Origin of the sequence: Pseudomonas lijiangensis (assembly GCF_018968705.1) — a bacterium.
Classification (GTDB): domain Bacteria; phylum Pseudomonadota; class Gammaproteobacteria; order Pseudomonadales; family Pseudomonadaceae; genus Aquipseudomonas; species Aquipseudomonas lijiangensis.
This window is the reverse complement of the sequence record NZ_CP076668.1, coordinates 1,560,832-1,576,148: the sequence shown is the minus strand read 5'-3', so window position 1 is coordinate 1,576,148 and position 15,317 is coordinate 1,560,832. Positions and strand designations below refer to the sequence as shown.

Below are 15,317 nucleotides of genomic sequence, written 5' to 3'. Positions count from 1 at the left end.
CGATACTAGCAACGGCGCTGTGCCCGAAAATTATGAAAGTCACCAAGACGGAGTGCGATTTTGAGTATTGAGATTCACCCCAAGCGCGCCTAGGCTGTGACGACCACCTTGGTGTTGGCAGACCCGGGACAATAACAATGAAAACCGTACCGCCCGTTCACCGCGTTGCACTGCTGTTCAACGGCAGCAAGATCTACGACCGCGGCATCATCAGCGGCATCGGCAATTACCTGAGCAGCACCCGCGCCTCCTGGGACCTGTTTCTTGAGGAGGATTTTCTGTGCCGGTTGAAAGGCATCGAGCGCTGGCAAGGCGACGGGATCATTGCCGACTTCGACGACCCGCTGATCGGCGAAGCACTGGCCGGAAGCAAATTGCCCGTAGTGGCTGTGGGCGGTTCGTACCAGGATGAGCGCGCCTACCCGCAAGGCATCCCCTACGTCGCTACCGACAACAAAGCCATGATGACCCTGGCCTACGAGCACCTGATCGAAGCCGGACTGACGCGCTTCGCCTGCTTCAGCCTGCCCGAAGCCCAGGCCAATCGCTGGGCTCAGGAACGGGAAAAAGCCTTTCGCTGGCTGATGCAGCGTGATGGCCTGCATGCCGAGGTCTATCGCGGCATGGGCACCAGCGCGCCGCTGTGGGACAGCGCCGTCGAACAACAGATCGCCTGGCTGCAAAGCCTGCCCAAACCCATCGGCATCATCGCCGTCAGCGACGCCCGCGCCCGACAATTGCTACAAGCCTGCCTGACCGCCGGGATCGCCGTGCCGGAACAAGTGGCCCTGATCGGCATCGACAACGACCCGCTGACCCGCAGCCTGACTCGCGTACCGCTGAGTTCGGTCGTCCAGGGCACCGAAACCATGGGGCGCACCGCCGCCCGCCTGCTCCACCAGATGCTGCACGGCATGCCGGCCAAGGGCACACAGATTCTGATCCCGCCTGACTCGATCAACGTGCAAGTGTCGAGCCTGCATCAACCATTGGGCGACCCTTACGTCATGCAGGCCCTGCTGTTCATCCGCCAATATGCCTGCCAGGGCATCAAGACCGCGCAAGTGGCGGCTTATGTCGGCGTATCGCGCTCCTCCCTGGAATCGCACTTCCGCAAGGTGCGCGGCTGCAGCGTGCACGACGAAATCCTGCGCTTCAAACTGACCGCCGCCGCCAAGGGGCTCAAACGCACGGATTCAACCATTGCAGACACGGCGCGTAATTGTGGATTCAAGTCTGCGCAGTATCTGCATACGGTGTTCAAGCGGGAGTTTGGGTGTACGCCGCGCGAGTATCAGCACGGGCAATGATGTTCAAGGGCTGCGGCTGATTGTCGAAACCGGTTATATGCAAAACCTTATCGCTGCATATCCGGGAGAGGACCGTATGCCGTGCGATAGAGCCCCATCTGCCGCCTCCATTTTTGTTGAAGTGAACAATTCTTCATTGGGATCAAGACCTTAAGCCAGCCATGCCTCTGTAAGATCAGCGCTTTCTCAACGGAGGTTCACACCATGCTCAGAGCACTGTCATGCACCGCCCTGCTAATTGCCACGTTCACGGCTTCGGCAGCAGATGCAGCAACCCAACAGCCCGAGACGCTGACCGTACTCAGCTCAGGCGGCATCATGGGGGCTATCCGCGAAGTCGCTCCGGCCTACGAGAAAAGCCACAACATCAAACTGAATATCCAGGCTTCCCCCTCCATGGGCGAAACGCCCCAGGCAGTTCCCAACCGTCTGGCGCGTGGCGAACAGGCTGATGTGGTGCTGATGGTAGGTTCGGCGCTGGACAAACTGGTGGCCAACGGTCAGGCGAGCAAAGCCAGCCGGGTCGACCTGGGTGAATCCTACATCGCCATGGCGGTGCGCAAGGGCGAAGCCAAGCCCGATATCAGCAACATGAAAAGCTTCCGCCAGAGCCTGCTGGACAGCAAATCGGTCGCGTACTCCGACAGCGCCAGCGGTGTTTATCTGTCCACCACCCTGTTCCCGAGCATGAACCTGGGTAGCGCATTCACTGCCAAGGCACGCATGATCCCGGCCGAGCCGGTCGGCGCCGTCGTCGCACGTGGCGAAGCCCAGCTCGGCTTCCAGCAACTGAGCGAACTCAAGCCGGTCAGCGGCATCGATATCGTTGGCCTGATTCCGGCCGACGCACAGAAGATGACAATGTACTCCGGCGCCGTCGTCAGCAAGAGCTCGCACCAGGCACAAGCACAGGCCCTGCTGGACTACCTGGCCTCTCGCCAGGCCGACGGAGCAATCGAAGACAGCGGGCTCAAGCCGTTGAAGCACTGATCATTTTTCGCTGTGGGCGAATTCATTCGCGAATAAGCGGAGCGCCGCCCGATTCGCTTGTGTCTTTGATCAGGGTAATGTCTGGGGTGAGAGGGGTGGATGGCAAGCTGACCATTCGCGGTGCCCAGAGCACGTGTGGGAGCCAAGCTGCCATCCACTCTTCCCGCTTTGGCTCAAAGCTCGAACAGTTGACTGAGTCCGACCTCGAACAACAAGCGTGAGCCAGGCCAAAGCGCCTCTCACTCTTTATCCTAGAGGTTTTACTCATGTCCGCCTATGCCGGAATTGATGTTTCCAAGGCCACGCTGCAGGTTGCACTGTTTCCCAAAGCAGATGATCTCTGCGTGCCTAACACCGAAGAAGGTCTCGCCAGCATCGCTGAGTACCTCAGCGCCCATCAGGTTGAACGTGTTCTTGTTGAGGCCACCGGGGGTTACGAGAGACTGTCGGTAAAGCTGCTGGCTAATGCCGGGTTCAAGGTCCAGCGTATCAACCCTGTCCGCTCACGCCAGTTCGCGCTGGCCATGGGCAAGCGCGCCAAGACGGACCCGATCGACGCGCAAATGCTGGCCATGTTCGCCTCCAGCCTGGAGGAAAAGGGTTTCGCCAAGCCTGACGAGGAACGCGAAGTCCTGCTTGAACTGGTCAACGTGCGTAGCAACCTGCTTCAACAACGCGATGACAACCGGCGCCGTATCAAACAGGCCGTACTGCCCTGCGTGGTGGAAATCTACCTCGCGTTGGAGGCCAGCCTTAAAGTGCAGATCAAGTCGGTGGATCAGCTTGTCGCTGCACAAACCCGCCGGGTCGACTCAGAACTGCTGCAACGGCTAGAGGCTGTAAAGGGCGTGGGCGCTGTGACAATCGCCAGCCTCTTCTGCTACCTGCCCGAGCTGGGCGACCTGAGTCGTGGACAAATCGCAGCGTTGGCCGGCGTGGCACCGTACAACAACGACAGCGGTACCAAGACCGGGAAGCGGCAGATCTACGGTGGGCGGTCGAAACTACGCCGTGCGGCCTACATGTGTGCGCTGGGGATGGTGCGCTACAACTCCGATTTCAAGGAGCGTTATGCGAGGCTGCGTGCCAAAGGCAAGTGCGCGAAAGTGGCCCTGGTGGCCTGCATGCGGGTGTTGCTGATTCGCCTGAACGCCATGGCGCGCGACGGAACACCATGGCGTGATCAGGTGGTTTGAATGGGGGGCGGGCGTTGCCCGCCATCGCGGAATCTATCCGCGATGACCTCATGAAAATGCCCGTTCATCGGGGAGTGATGAAAGACAGTTGGCTCCCACAATCAGGCTCTACGCACCTCGACATGCGCCAGCGAACGCTCCAGTTCGGCCTTGGCCATGCCTATCAGATGCACGACCGAAAAGGCCAGATCACGTTTGGGGCCGTTGAGGGTATCGCCGGTTTCATAGGCTGTTGCGGCAGCGCAGCGTAGCAGGTCGCTGACATGCAACAGGGACTCTTCCAGTGATGGGAAGGGTGGTGACGGTGTTGAATCGATCATTGGGAAAACTCCGATAAAGCCACCGGATGTTTGCTGCTAAACGAACAAGGGTGGCAGCTTTGACGCGGGTTAGCAGACCGGCAGTTTTCCCAATTCCGGCGCACTCGAAAGTGCCCCACGCAAAGCCGCCAGAGCGGAACTTGCACCGGAAAAACTGATTCAGGCTGCTAAACCCGATCGCTGATTTTCAGCGACCGACGCAGCCTAGTGTCCGGATTTCACAGGCGCAAGGGCTTGAGATTTTCTAGGAAAGTTCACACAGAAGAAAGGGCAAAGCCTGCCGGAAAGGTCCTGCACAGGCGGGATTTTCGTTAGCTGAAGTAACGAATATACATAAGCCGTGTAGGAGCGAATTCATTCGCGAAGACAGCATTTCAAACGATAAATATCTATCGGATGTACAGGCCTCTCGCGAATAAATTCGCTCCTACAGCATACGCCAGCGAACGATCCAGTTCGGCCTTGGCTTATTGAGCGCTAACCAAGACCGCTTTTGCTTCCTGCAGATGCTTGCGGAACCGGGCTGCATAATCCTCGGCAACTGCAGCCCGTGGCTGACGAGTGTGAACTGTGACTGGAACCTACCCTTGAATCAACAAAGCCCGCCGCCAGACAGGGAACGGGCCGTATAAACGCTACGTTCGTGCCAGCCCGTTAAAGCGAGCGGCCGCCGTCGACGATGATTTCCGTACCCACCGTCCATCGGGACTCGTCCGAGGCCAGGTACAACACAGCCTTGGCCACTTCTTCAGGCGTGCCAAAGCGGCCGAATGGAATGGTCGCAGCGATATCCTTGTTGACCTGCTCCCGATAGGCATCGGGAATACCGAGCTTGTCATACAGCGGCGTATCGACCGGCCCAGGACTGACCGCGTTTACGCGAACACCACGCGGGAGGAGTTCACTGGAGAGCGTTTTCGACATGTTCAGGAACGCGGCCTTGGTCGCCGCATAAACGGATGAACGCGCATCGCCGAGGTGCGCGCTGACAGAGGTGTTGAGAACAACGGATGCCGGGTTAGCGAAGACCGGCAGCAGTGCTTGCAAAAGGAAGTACGGGCCTTTGACGTTGATGTCGAAGGAGCGATCAAACATTTCTTCCGTCCAGTCTTCGATTGGCATCCACACTGATACGCCAGCATTGAGGAAGGCAACATCCAGTTGCCCGTAATGAGCCTCAACAGCCTGCGCCAGTTCCTTCTGCGCTGCGATGCTGGCCGAGTCGGCACGCAGCACCAGGACTTCACTTCCCAGAACTGCCCGGGCGTTCGCAATGGACTCCGGATTGACACCTGTAACGATCACGCGCGCGCCTTCAGCGAGGAATTGCCTGGCAGTTTCCAGGCCGATGCCGCTGGTTCCGCCAGTGATTAGGGTGCGCTTGCCTTGTAAACGGGACATATAAGAGTGCCTCTCGGTTTGCACGGCCAGCCGAGCGGCTGACCTCAGGAGAGGAACTATGTATTCATGCTCATGCATTGATAAGATGAGAAATCAGAATAGATATCATGCCTGAACTGCATGAATGAGAGACACGTGATGGATCGATTGCTGCTAATGACCTGTTTTGTACGAACTGTCGAGACAGGCAGCTTTTCAGCGGCAGGCCGCGATTTAGGGCTGGGACAGCCTAACGTCAGTCGTTATGTGGCGGCACTTGAAGACCATTTGCAAACCAGGCTTCTTCATCGATCCACACGCAAGCTGGTACTGACGCCTGAGGGAGAACGCTATTACGCAGACGCCCGGCGCATTCTCGACTCAGTGGAACAGTCCGAATCGTCACTGAAAGGGAACGTCGCTCCGTCCGGGTTATTGCGCGTTGCCTGCCCGACCGCATTGGCTCACACCTTCATCGTGCCGCATGTTGCTGCCTTCCTGGAACGCTATCCGCAAGTGTCGCTCGATCTGCAGATCAACGATCGCTACGTTAACCTGGTCGACGAAGGGGCTGAACTCGCGATCCGCATTGGGCACCTGGAAGACAGTGCCATGCGAGCCCGCCCACTGGCCTGGTTCGAGCGTGTGTGCGTTGCCAGTCGTGAATATCTGGCCAAACGCGGGTCCCCAACCTCACCCGCTGAACTGAAAGCACACGACTGCTTGATCTATACACTGCTATCAACGGGTACTAACTGGCGCTTCAAGGGCATCGATGTTCCGGTTTCCGGCCGACTACGTGTCAACTCGCCCGAGGCGATACGCGAGTACGTCAATGCCGGATTGGGTATCGCGCAGGGACCTGAATGGCTTTATGAGGAAGGGCTGATAAGTGGCAACCTTCAACTGTTGCTGACTGATTACGTTGCGCCCCCTGTGCCGATTCAAGTCGTCTATCTGGCAAATCGGCTGCTGCCCAAACGGGCCATCGTCTTCATGGATTTTATTGCGGATGTGTTTGCGAAGAGTCCCGCATTCCACGAACGCCAAAAGCCGTCTCATACGCCATGACGGGGTTACGCTCGGAGGACAAGGGCCTGTGGCGGAGCCTTGAATGAAGGATCTATTTAACAAACCTCAGACATGCAAACCCGGTCTTGATTTTCAGTTGTTGAATGGGTTCGATGCTCTCCTGATCACCGACTTTCTTGATGACGCCTACGCCACAGAAATGTTCGTTGCGATTGAAGATAGGAAGAATGCCTTCCTTGGGCTCGGTCCAGGAACCCTGAATCAAGGTGTAGGTGGCGCCGTTCTGTGGAGTGAAGGAGAACGGTATCTGACAAACGCTGCTTCCTGCGATCTGCCCATAAGTCAGGATCAGTTCCTTGTTCACGGCGACCCGGGATTCGATGTAATCGCCGTCAGAAGGCAGGACGGTGTAACCCGCATAACATCCATTGTCGCTGAACGTCATGGCATCCAGTCTCGCACCATTTCCAGCCTTGAGGCGAACCGTTGCAGAGGGTTCATCGGGGCCGGGAACGGCATACTGCTTGCCCTGCAAAAACGAAGTACAACCGCTCATTAACAACGCACCGGCCAGCAAGATACAGCGGCTGGACTTTTGATTGAGGTACATCCATCTCTCCCTGATTCTGTGGGGTGCCCTGACTATTCGGGGGCTTGGGACTGCAGAGTAGCGGACTACTGTAACTACTCTTCGCCAATGAATTCGCTACTGCTCGGTAATGCTGATCAGTTAAGGCACAAACAAAACGTGTGGGAGGCAGCTTGCTGGCGAAAAAGGGCTGAAACCGACAGATATTCTGCGGCTGTAAGAGAAAGTCGCCAGCAAGCTGCCTCCCACAAAGTAATCATTAGCCTTAACGGATCGGCATTACACATACCCACATATGTCTTACACCGCCACCGGCACCGTAAACCTGAACTCGCTACCCTGCCCCACCTGGCTGTCTGCGCTCAGTACACCGCCGTGGGCCTTGATGATGCCTTGGGAGATGTAGAGCCCCAGGCCGGTGCCGGTCGGGTTGCCTTCCTTGATGGTCCAGTAGCGCTCGAAGATATGCGGCAGTTGTTCTGGCTGAATACCTTCGCCGGAGTCGCGGACGGTAAAGACGATTTCGTTGCCATTGGGGGTAGCAGTAATGTCGATGCGGCCTAGCTTGGGCGTGAACTTGATGGCGTTGCCGATCAGGTTCGACAGTACCTGGAACAGGCGCTCCGGGTCGGCGCTGACCCTCAGATCCGGTTCGCTATGAAAGAAGAGATCGATGGATTTATCCATGGCCAGCGGTGCCAGCAATGAATAGGCTTCCTCGAAGAAGTTGCTCACTTCCAGCGGCTGCGGGGAAATGATGTAGCGGCCGGCTTCGATTTTCGAGGTGTCGAGCAGGTCTTCCAGCAGGACGTTCATGCGGCTGGCAGCCTGTTGCATGGTGTCGATGGCGGAAGAGATACGGCGCGAGGTGTGCGGGCCATCGGAGCTGAAGGCTTTTTGCATCATGCCGCAGAGCATCGAGATGACGGTCATGGGGTTGCGCAGGTCGTGGGACACAACGGCAACCAGTTCGTCACGGGCGCGTACGGCCTGTTGCTCGCGGCGTACCTGACGGGCCAGGTCATCTTCCAGCGCCGAGCGGCGCAGGTCGTTGGCAGCGAAGATATCGCCGTGGGTCCATTTGTTGGAAATGCCCGCCATCTCGACTTTCCAGATCTCGAACGAGGTGCGCGGCCTCAGGCGCAGGCCCGCGCCGGAGCCTTCCGTGTCCAGTGGCTTGTCCGGGTTGCCGCTCCACTGAATGCTTTCCTTGACCTCGGGACGGAACCACAACACGCCGTTGTCGACCGGTTTTGGCAGGCTCATGGCCAGAACACCGCTGGCGTGCTGTTGATAAGCCTCGGCCGCCGGGTAGACGCTCGACAGATGATGGCTGGAGAAAACCTGCTGCCCTGTTGCCATCAGCCATTTATGCAGAGCCTTGATTTCATCAGGCTCGGGGCACAGACCAAAGGTATGCAGTTGCCTGTCGTCGATGATCGCCACACCCGAGGCGCCCACCAGATCCATAAGGATTTGCGGTTGCTGCTCAAGGCCGTCGAAGACGTTTTCCGACGCCGACACCATGGAGTCATTCAGGCTTTGCAGCATCTGCAGCTTTGCCTCGCGCTGGCGACTGACTTCCAGAGCCTCCATCGCACGGATCTGCAAGGACAAGACCTGACCGATGGCCTGACATGCACCGCGCAGTTCATGGGAAACGTACAGCGGCGTGCGGTGCCCGCAACTGATAAGGCCCCAGAGTTTGTCGTCCTTGAGCAGAGAAACACTCATGGAAGACAACACGCCCATGTTCTTCATGTACTCGCAGTGGATTGGCGAGACGCTGCGCAAGGTCGAAAAACTCAGGTCCAGTGACTGCCTGGTATCAGGGCGCAGCTGTGGAATCAGCGGAACCGGCGTGTAGTCGGCATCGGGAATGATGCGCAGCCAGTTGCGACGATAGAGTTCGCGAGCCTGCTCGGGAATGTCCGAAGCAGGAAAGAACAGGCCGCTGAACAGCTCCATGCCAGGCGACGATGCTTCGGCGATGACCTGGCCGTGCCCTTCTTCCTCGAAACGGTAGATCAGCACACGGTCATAGCCGGTCAGTCGCTGGATTTCACGGACACTGATTTCGTAAAGCGCCTGCAAGGTCTTGGCCGTCTGCAACTGACGCAACATGCGCCCAAGGTTGGCAATCCGCTCACTGCTGGCGACTTGTGCTTCCTTGTCCTGGATTTCGAGCTCCAGCAACAGAACGCCCTGGTGCCGATGCATCAGAGCCTCGAACTCCCGGCCATTGACGGTAACGATCAGTTGCGCAATGTCGTTGAACGACTCCTGGGTGCTGGCGCTTTTAAGCACGTTGGCCCAACCGTCGCCCACGGCAAACTCCAATGGCTGTCCCACCACATGATCGGGGTTCTTGCCGAGCAGTTCCTGCACGTTGGCGCTGACCTGCCGCACTACGAAGTCCGGCTCGGTCAGGGTGAAGAGCACACCATGAGGCTGAATGGCGCCCGGATACTGAATCGGCTCGTTGGCACAATTGGCCAGCAGAGCTTCAAAAGTGTCTTTATCGAGTTGGCTCATAACAGTACCTCTTGACCGTCGAGCCAGTGCTCGAAACATGCAAATGTGGATTGGGCCGCCAGCACGGTGGCTTCTGTGGTGGCGTCGGCTGGCGCACTGTCCATATGGGCCAGAAACGCTTTCCAGCGCATGCCGGTTGCGCTGCCATAAACATTCAGAAAAGCCGCGCCCGTGTGCTCGTCCAGCCCCAGCCGCTTGTGGATTTCGCGGCGCAGGATCTGCCCGCCCAGAGTGGCGCCTTCGAGCACGTACAGCACGCCAAGGCAGGCGCCGGGTGAGTCGATTACAGGCAGTTGCTTGCATTGGGCAAGTTCATCGATCGCCTGATCGGTCATGCCCAGGGCACGCAGATCCTGAATCAACGCTGGGGTTTTGACCCGCTCGGGCGCAGCCAGTTCAGCCGGCATCAGGCCACTGGCCAGCAACGCAGACTCCAGAGGCCTGTAAAAGCCATGGTAGGCCTGGATCAAACGAAGGTAATAAGGGCTGTCAAGAACAGGGGAGAAAAACGGCAGGCGCTTTTCCAGGCCGACATGTAACTGATTCGTTTCAGCACGAAGAGCATCAAGCAATCGGGCCGGGGAAGCCTGGGTAAACGTTGCCAACATCCACTAATGCTCTCAAGGGTGGGAACGACAAAAAACCGCATCCAGGCGAAATTGGGCCCCAACATACAGACTGCCGACAATATCTGACAGAGCTTTACAAGAATTACCGATGAATAACAGGAGGTTAAGCATCGGAAAAAGCCTGCTGCTGACGTGCGAAACTTTACCTGAGAGACAATTTCCAGCGTAGCAGACTGACAGAAACACTCGATACACGCTTCACACTGTCCGGTGGTCCATCGCCAGGTGCGAAAGACCGTTTACGTCATGCAAGCGTTTCTGGATCACAGCCGCAGAAAATTTATTCCGCACAGATCCTGGTGGTGGGATGACCAAGAGGAGTTACATGCAGTGGGAGGCGGCTTGGCCGCCTCCCTCTTCAAATCAACGCACGTTGCGATACAGCATCAAGCGCGAACTCTCGTGTAGCCCGCGAGTCAGGTCGCGTAGCCGCTCGAACTCCTGCGGGTTCTGCTCGGCGACGTTATCCAGCGGGGTGCGGGAAGAAAGGTCGTGCAGGGTTGGCGAGCTGCCGTCGTGCTCCATTTGCAGCAGGTAGTGCTGGGTGACAGCGCCGATCAGCGGAAAGGTGCCTTCACGCAATACCAGCGGCACCACTCGCTCGCCCTCCGGTGCCGGTTGCTGAATGTCACGCCCCATCGCGCCGTTGCTGAATTCGACGCCCGCCATGCCGGCCACGGTGGGCAACAGATCCGCCAGCCCGACCGCTTCCTCGATGACCCGCGAGCCCAGCAGTGCAGGCGCGTGAATCAGCAGCGGAACGTTATTGCTCTCCAGCCCCAATTGCTCGAAAGCCGGTGCCATGTGAGGGATCTGGCTGATGCGGGTGTTGTGGTCGCCGAACATCACGAAGATGGTGTTCTCGTAATAACCGCCCGCCTTGGCCAGCTCCATCAGGCGACCGATATTGAAGTCCAGCAGGCGCACGGCGTTGTACTGCTCGACACTGCGCGAACCAGCAGCCTGCACCTGCTCCAGTGTCAGGTTGCTGACCTCAAAGCCATCGTTCTCCTTGGGAATCGTGAAAGGCCGGTGATTGCCAGCGGTCTGCAGGTACGCGAAGAACGGACGATCCTTGGGCAGCTCGCGCAGGATCTTGTCGCTTTCCTTGAACAGGTCCAGATCGGAAATGCCCCACACATCCACCTGAGGCGATTTCCAGTCGCGCTCGTCGTACAGGCGCACGTCATCGATGCTGCGACGAATCAGTGCATTCATGTTGGCCCAGCCCGAATTGCCGCCGATCATGTACAGCTTCTGGTAACCATTGAAGTCGTTGATGATCGTGTTCTGGCGGGTCAGCAGCGGATGGCGCGTCGCGGTTTCCTGACGGGTGACATCCGGAACCCCGGTAATGCTGGCCCAAACGGTCTTGGCAGTGCCGGTGACCGGCACATAGAAATGCCTGAAGAACCAGCTTTCGGTGGCCAGACGATCCAGATTCGGTGTGGGATTGAGCGGGTTGCCATAGGCGCCCACGGCACTGGTACCCAGGGATTCGAGCATCACGAAAATCACGTTCGGCGCACGCTCGCCATTGACCCGGTAAGGCTGCACGGCTTGCTGACGCTTGAAGGTCAGGCTCTGGGCATCGGGCTGTTGCACGCTCAGGTATCGGGCGACGACTTCATAGTGCTGACGCACCTGATCTTCGTCGTAGCGGGATTGGGAAACCTTGAGGGTGTCATACAGGAACAGAGCCGGGTTGAGCCCCAATGCCGCCACCTGGTTATTGCCGGAGAAAAACGCATCGCTCCAGCGCAACGGCACCGGGTTCTCCAGATTGAGGTTTTCCACACGGCCCAGCAGCCCCAGAAAGGTTGCGCACACCATCACTGCCGCGCCCCAGGCCGCCGACCAGCGTTTGACCGAACGTGGCGCCCGCTCCAGGGTGATGCGTTCCAGCCAGAACAACACACGCCCCAGCACCAGCAAGCTCAGCAACCAGCCGAGGCTGATCCACACCACCGGATAGGTTTGCCACATCATGTCCCGGGATATCTGGGCATCTTCCAGATAGCGCAGGACACTGGCGTTGAGCCTCACACCGAGATAGGCGTAATGGCCGAAGTCGACGACATGAATCATCGTCAGCACCACCAGCGCCAGCATCAGGTATGAACGGGCGATCCAGCGCAGCGCGCGCACGCTGACCATGTTCCAGCGAGGCAGCCACAGCAGGAACGCCACCGGCAGGGACACCAGCAACGCCAGACGCAGATCGAATCGAAAACCGATGCTCAGGGTTTGCAGCACGGTCGGGTCGCTGAACAGCTTCTCGTGCTCGACCCCGGAAAAGCTCCAGAAAAACACGCCCCTCAACAAGGCCGACAGCAGGAAAAACAGCACGATTGTGCCTGCCCAATACTGCAGGCGTCGTGATTGCAGCCAACTCATTTTTATTCCTCTATTTATGCTGTCAGTCACGTCACAAACAACATATGTGGGAGGCAGCTTGCTGGCGAAAAAAGCCTGAAACTGGCAGATATTCTGCGTCGTACGCTGAAGTCGCCAGCAAGCTGCCTCCCACAAAGTGATTTAGTGGCCTTAACTGATCGGCATTACCTCTACAGGCTGTGTTGTGTGCGGCTGCGATACAGGCGGCGCGCAACGAACACCAGCAACGCAACACAGCCGTACAACGCCAGAAACGGATCGATCAGGTAATCCCAGTAGTTTTCCGAAGGCTTGATGCGGAAGGTGAACGCCAGTGTGGCCAGCGCCAGCATCAAGGCACCCAGATGGCTGCGCAGGTACAGCAGCGCCAGGGTGAGGGCACCCACCACAATGATCATTGGCCGCGGGTTGAAACCCCAGCGGTAAGGATCGAAATAGGTGATGCCCAAGGTGGCCGGGTAGAGAACCAGAGCCAGAGCTGCGAGTACCGACAGCACCAGCAAACGCTGGGGTGCTTCGAGTGGCTGGATAAGGCCCAGGCGCTGAGCCGTCAGCCAGACCAGACCGACAAGGCTCGGGATCGCCAGGTCATCGCTCAGGCTGCGCACATAAGACGCCAGTGACAGGCCATCGATGGACACCACACTCGCCAGCGAAGCACCGGCCAGTATCCCCAGACGCCAGCGCTGCGAAGAAGTCCAGGAAGACAGAATCAGAAACAGCACCAGCGCAAACGCCAGATGTGTCAGCCATTGCGCGATCATAGCAAGTGCTCCGCCAGCCAGGCTTCGTTGAAGCTGACATGCTTGATAAAGGTGTTATTCCAGGAGTAGACCAGGTGGTACATGCCGTCCGGGCTGCGAATGAAATACGGGTATTCGTATTCGAAATCACACCCCTGCGGCGAACAGACTCGCTGGTCCAGATTGCTCAGGAACTCGGCTTCCAGAGGCTGGCGTCGGGCACCACTGGAGGCCCGGAAACCTTCACCGAGGATTTCCCGATAGGCTTCCAGGGAAAACGGATTCCCCAGCGGATCGGGGGACTTATCCAGATCGATCACCGGACGCCACTGATTCATCTGTTCGTCGGTGCCGTACAGGCTCAGTTTGAAGCGACCGTCACGCAGGTCATTCAGAGCCACCAGCAGACCGCGCCCCGGCACACCGACGGCCGCCAGCGACGAGTTGGGGTTGCTCGGCTCAAGCGGGTGCGGCTCGCTCCAGGTCTGACCGCCATCTTCGGTGCGACTGGCCAGTACGCGGTGATGGATATTGCCCGCATAGCGCAGCAACGCCACGGCCCGCTGACCATCCAGCGGTACGACTGTGGGTTGAAGGGAGTTGGTGCCGCGACTGATGCGGAACTTGTCGATCACGTCACCGCCGGGGCTCAGGTAAAGGTATTCGGCAAACTTGCCCAGAAACTCGTGATAGACCGGCAGGCCGATGGAGCCGTCGGCATGAAACACCGGCGCTGCGCGCACCAGGGTGCTGATGTTCAGGAAAGGCGAAGTGATCAGCTGACGGGGCTGCGACCAGGTAGCGCCCATGTCTTGCGAAACCATGGCATTCACCGTACTGCCTGCCCAGCCCCCCACCGATACCGACACGTAAAACAGCCAGAGGCGCTGATCCGGAGCCAGCGCAATCACCGGGTTGCCCAGTTTGCGAATGTATTTGCCCGTACCGGCCTGAGTGGATTCACGGGTCGCGAGCACCTGTTCATGACCCCACTCACCGGCGCTGGCATCGAACCTGGAAGCACGAATCTCTACATCTCCTGCGCCTTCGCGGGAGCCGGCGAACCACACCGACATCAGGTCGCCGCCGGGCAAGGCGGTCACGGCCGATGAGTGAACGAAATCGTCGAGATCGGATGAGGCGAAACGCGAACTGTAGGTCGATGCCGAAGCAACAGCGCCTTCGACACTGACCGGCGTCTCACTGACCGCAAAAGGAGAAAGCCTGTGCTGAGGATGGCTGAGCCAGGCGCTGAGAAAGATCAGAACAACAGCAAGGCCTGCGCTCCATGCAGCCAGGTTTCGGGAAATAACAGGCATGAAAATCCAGCACCTTAGCGAAAGGAATTACAGGGGCTATTTCAGTTGTTGTTTTCGGGCTGCCCGGGCAGTGAACGCCGCTTGCCGGTCAGCATCGACAGCGGCAGGTTGTCGCGCACCTGGAAACTCTCGAATATCGCAGCAGCCATGTGCAGCACAACCAATGCGCACAGCGCGTCGGCCAGGGTTTCGTGAATCTGCAGCGGCCAGTCGGCGCCCCACAGGGCATCCACTTCTTCCATCATCCAGCCGGTCAGGCCGATGGAGAAAATCAGCACCATCATCAGGACCATGACCAGCGCCCCCAGAGGCGAATGACCAAGCCGGTGAGCAGGTCGCCTGTCGATCAGCGACTGCACATGAGCCCGCAAACGGCTCGGGCTCGGCCAGAAGTCACTCCAGCGGGCACTGCGTGGCCCGACGAATCCCCACACCACTCGCACGCACAGCCAGGCAACGGCGTAATAGCCCAGCCACACATGCCAGTCGCCGCCTGCTTCATTGAAGAAGTAGTTGGCAATGAAGACGCCCGCGACAGACAGATGAAACAGTCTGACCAAAGGGTCCCACAGGCGCAGGGAAACGCGGTTCATCAGCCCTTGATCTCGGTCTTCACAGCCTTGCCGGACACAGGGTCATGGTAGATTTCGACCTTGCGCTTGTCCTTGTCGAAACCGTAGATCTCGTAGCAGTTGCCGTCGGTGACCTTGAATTTGCTGATCTGGTAACCCTGAGCCTTGAGTTGCTCCTGGAACTTGGCCTGGTCCTGCCACTGGGATTTGTCGGCGGTGGTGCATTGCGGACCGGCAAGTGCCAGAGGGCTGGCCATCAGCAAGGAAATCAGCAGGACTTTACGCATGTTGGATACTCGCAGCAG

General features: G+C 58.3%; 14 protein-coding genes. 4 read left to right on the top strand and 10 right to left on the bottom strand.

Translation table 11 applies throughout. The features are described 5' to 3' along the window. The first annotated feature begins 137 nt into the window (after nucleotides 1–137). From KQP88_RS06965 to KQP88_RS06955, 3 genes are all read left to right on the top strand, one after another. Nucleotides 138–1,310 (top strand): XylR family transcriptional regulator, encoded by a 1,173-nt coding sequence (locus tag KQP88_RS06965; protein ID WP_216705188.1) that lies wholly within the window; start codon nucleotides 138–140, stop codon nucleotides 1,308–1,310. 204 nt (nucleotides 1,311–1,514) lie between these two features. Then, the gene (locus KQP88_RS06960; RefSeq protein WP_216705187.1) at nucleotides 1,515–2,300 is read left to right on the top strand and encodes a substrate-binding domain-containing protein; all 786 of its coding nucleotides are present in this window, start codon (nucleotides 1,515–1,517) and stop codon (nucleotides 2,298–2,300) included. Nucleotides 2,301–2,566: 266 nt separating this feature from the next. Further along, the gene (locus tag KQP88_RS06955) at nucleotides 2,567–3,496 is read left to right on the top strand and encodes an IS110 family transposase (RefSeq protein WP_216704575.1); all 930 of its coding nucleotides are present in this window, start codon (nucleotides 2,567–2,569) and stop codon (nucleotides 3,494–3,496) included. Between the two features lie 101 nt (nucleotides 3,497–3,597). On the opposite strand, the gene KQP88_RS06950 is transcribed toward KQP88_RS06955, so the two are convergent. Further along, nucleotides 3,598–3,816 (bottom strand): DUF6124 family protein, encoded by a 219-nt coding sequence (locus KQP88_RS06950; RefSeq protein ID WP_117165195.1) that lies wholly within the window; start codon nucleotides 3,814–3,816, stop codon nucleotides 3,598–3,600. A gap of 654 nt (nucleotides 3,817–4,470) precedes the next feature. Further along, entirely contained in the window at nucleotides 4,471–5,217 is a 747-nt protein-coding gene (locus KQP88_RS06945; protein WP_216705186.1) for an SDR family oxidoreductase, read from the bottom strand. 138 nt (nucleotides 5,218–5,355) lie between these two features. On the opposite strand from KQP88_RS06945, the gene KQP88_RS06940 reads away from it, so the two are divergent. Then, on the top strand, nucleotides 5,356–6,267 hold the full coding sequence (locus tag KQP88_RS06940; RefSeq protein ID WP_216705185.1) for a LysR family transcriptional regulator: 912 nt from the start codon (nucleotides 5,356–5,358) through the stop codon (nucleotides 6,265–6,267). A 52-nt stretch (nucleotides 6,268–6,319) separates the two neighbouring features. Here the strand turns inward: KQP88_RS06940 and KQP88_RS06935 are convergent, their stop codons facing one another. From KQP88_RS06935 to KQP88_RS06900, 8 genes are all read right to left on the bottom strand, one after another. Then, a complete protein-coding gene (locus KQP88_RS06935; RefSeq protein WP_216705184.1) occupies nucleotides 6,320–6,838 on the bottom strand; it encodes a hypothetical protein in 519 nt (172 codons plus the stop codon). A gap of 279 nt (nucleotides 6,839–7,117) precedes the next feature. Beyond that, complete coding sequence (locus KQP88_RS06930) at nucleotides 7,118–9,352, bottom strand: ATP-binding protein (protein WP_216705183.1); 2,235 nt, start codon at nucleotides 9,350–9,352, stop codon at nucleotides 7,118–7,120. After that, the gene (locus KQP88_RS06925; protein ID WP_216705182.1) at nucleotides 9,349–9,960 is read right to left on the bottom strand and encodes a biliverdin-producing heme oxygenase; all 612 of its coding nucleotides are present in this window, start codon (nucleotides 9,958–9,960) and stop codon (nucleotides 9,349–9,351) included. Before KQP88_RS06925 ends, KQP88_RS06930 begins: the two co-directional genes overlap by 4 nt. Nucleotides 9,961–10,344: 384 nt before the next feature. After that, nucleotides 10,345–12,378, bottom strand: a complete 2,034-nt coding sequence (locus KQP88_RS06920) for an LTA synthase family protein (protein ID WP_216705181.1) — start codon at nucleotides 12,376–12,378, stop codon at nucleotides 10,345–10,347. A gap of 170 nt (nucleotides 12,379–12,548) precedes the next feature. Beyond that, entirely contained in the window at nucleotides 12,549–13,142 is a 594-nt protein-coding gene (locus KQP88_RS06915) for a hypothetical protein (protein ID WP_216705180.1), read from the bottom strand. Continuing rightward, entirely contained in the window at nucleotides 13,139–14,440 is a 1,302-nt protein-coding gene (locus KQP88_RS06910) for a sialidase family protein (protein ID WP_216705179.1), read from the bottom strand. Before KQP88_RS06910 ends, KQP88_RS06915 begins: the two co-directional genes overlap by 4 nt. Nucleotides 14,441–14,481: 41 nt before the next feature. Then, nucleotides 14,482–15,033 carry a cytochrome b/b6 domain-containing protein gene (locus KQP88_RS06905; RefSeq protein ID WP_216705178.1) on the bottom strand — a complete coding sequence of 184 codons (552 nt, stop codon included), beginning with the start codon at nucleotides 15,031–15,033 and terminating at the stop codon, nucleotides 14,482–14,484. Continuing rightward, nucleotides 15,033–15,299 carry a PepSY domain-containing protein gene (locus KQP88_RS06900; RefSeq protein ID WP_025259114.1) on the bottom strand — a complete coding sequence of 89 codons (267 nt, stop codon included), beginning with the start codon at nucleotides 15,297–15,299 and terminating at the stop codon, nucleotides 15,033–15,035. Before KQP88_RS06900 ends, KQP88_RS06905 begins: the two co-directional genes overlap by 1 nt. Between the last annotated feature and the right edge of the window lie 18 nt (nucleotides 15,300–15,317).

Coding starts and splice junctions, on each gene's coding strand:
- KQP88_RS06965 (WP_216705188.1), top strand. CDS start 138: ATGAAAACCGTACCGCCCGTTCACCGCGTTGCACTGCTGTTCAACGGC.
- KQP88_RS06960 (WP_216705187.1), top strand. CDS start 1,515: ATGCTCAGAGCACTGTCATGCACCGCCCTGCTAATTGCCACGTTCACG.
- KQP88_RS06955 (WP_216704575.1), top strand. CDS start 2,567: ATGTCCGCCTATGCCGGAATTGATGTTTCCAAGGCCACGCTGCAGGTT.
- KQP88_RS06950 (WP_117165195.1), bottom strand. CDS start 3,816: ATGATCGATTCAACACCGTCACCACCCTTCCCATCACTGGAAGAGTCC.
- KQP88_RS06945 (WP_216705186.1), bottom strand. CDS start 5,217: ATGTCCCGTTTACAAGGCAAGCGCACCCTAATCACTGGCGGAACCAGC.
- KQP88_RS06940 (WP_216705185.1), top strand. CDS start 5,356: ATGGATCGATTGCTGCTAATGACCTGTTTTGTACGAACTGTCGAGACA.
- KQP88_RS06935 (WP_216705184.1), bottom strand. CDS start 6,838: ATGTACCTCAATCAAAAGTCCAGCCGCTGTATCTTGCTGGCCGGTGCG.
- KQP88_RS06930 (WP_216705183.1), bottom strand. CDS start 9,352: ATGAGCCAACTCGATAAAGACACTTTTGAAGCTCTGCTGGCCAATTGT.
- KQP88_RS06925 (WP_216705182.1), bottom strand. CDS start 9,960: ATGTTGGCAACGTTTACCCAGGCTTCCCCGGCCCGATTGCTTGATGCT.
- KQP88_RS06920 (WP_216705181.1), bottom strand. CDS start 12,378: ATGAGTTGGCTGCAATCACGACGCCTGCAGTATTGGGCAGGCACAATC.
- KQP88_RS06915 (WP_216705180.1), bottom strand. CDS start 13,142: ATGATCGCGCAATGGCTGACACATCTGGCGTTTGCGCTGGTGCTGTTT.
- KQP88_RS06910 (WP_216705179.1), bottom strand. CDS start 14,440: ATGCCTGTTATTTCCCGAAACCTGGCTGCATGGAGCGCAGGCCTTGCT.
- KQP88_RS06905 (WP_216705178.1), bottom strand. CDS start 15,033: ATGAACCGCGTTTCCCTGCGCCTGTGGGACCCTTTGGTCAGACTGTTT.
- KQP88_RS06900 (WP_025259114.1), bottom strand. CDS start 15,299: ATGCGTAAAGTCCTGCTGATTTCCTTGCTGATGGCCAGCCCTCTGGCA.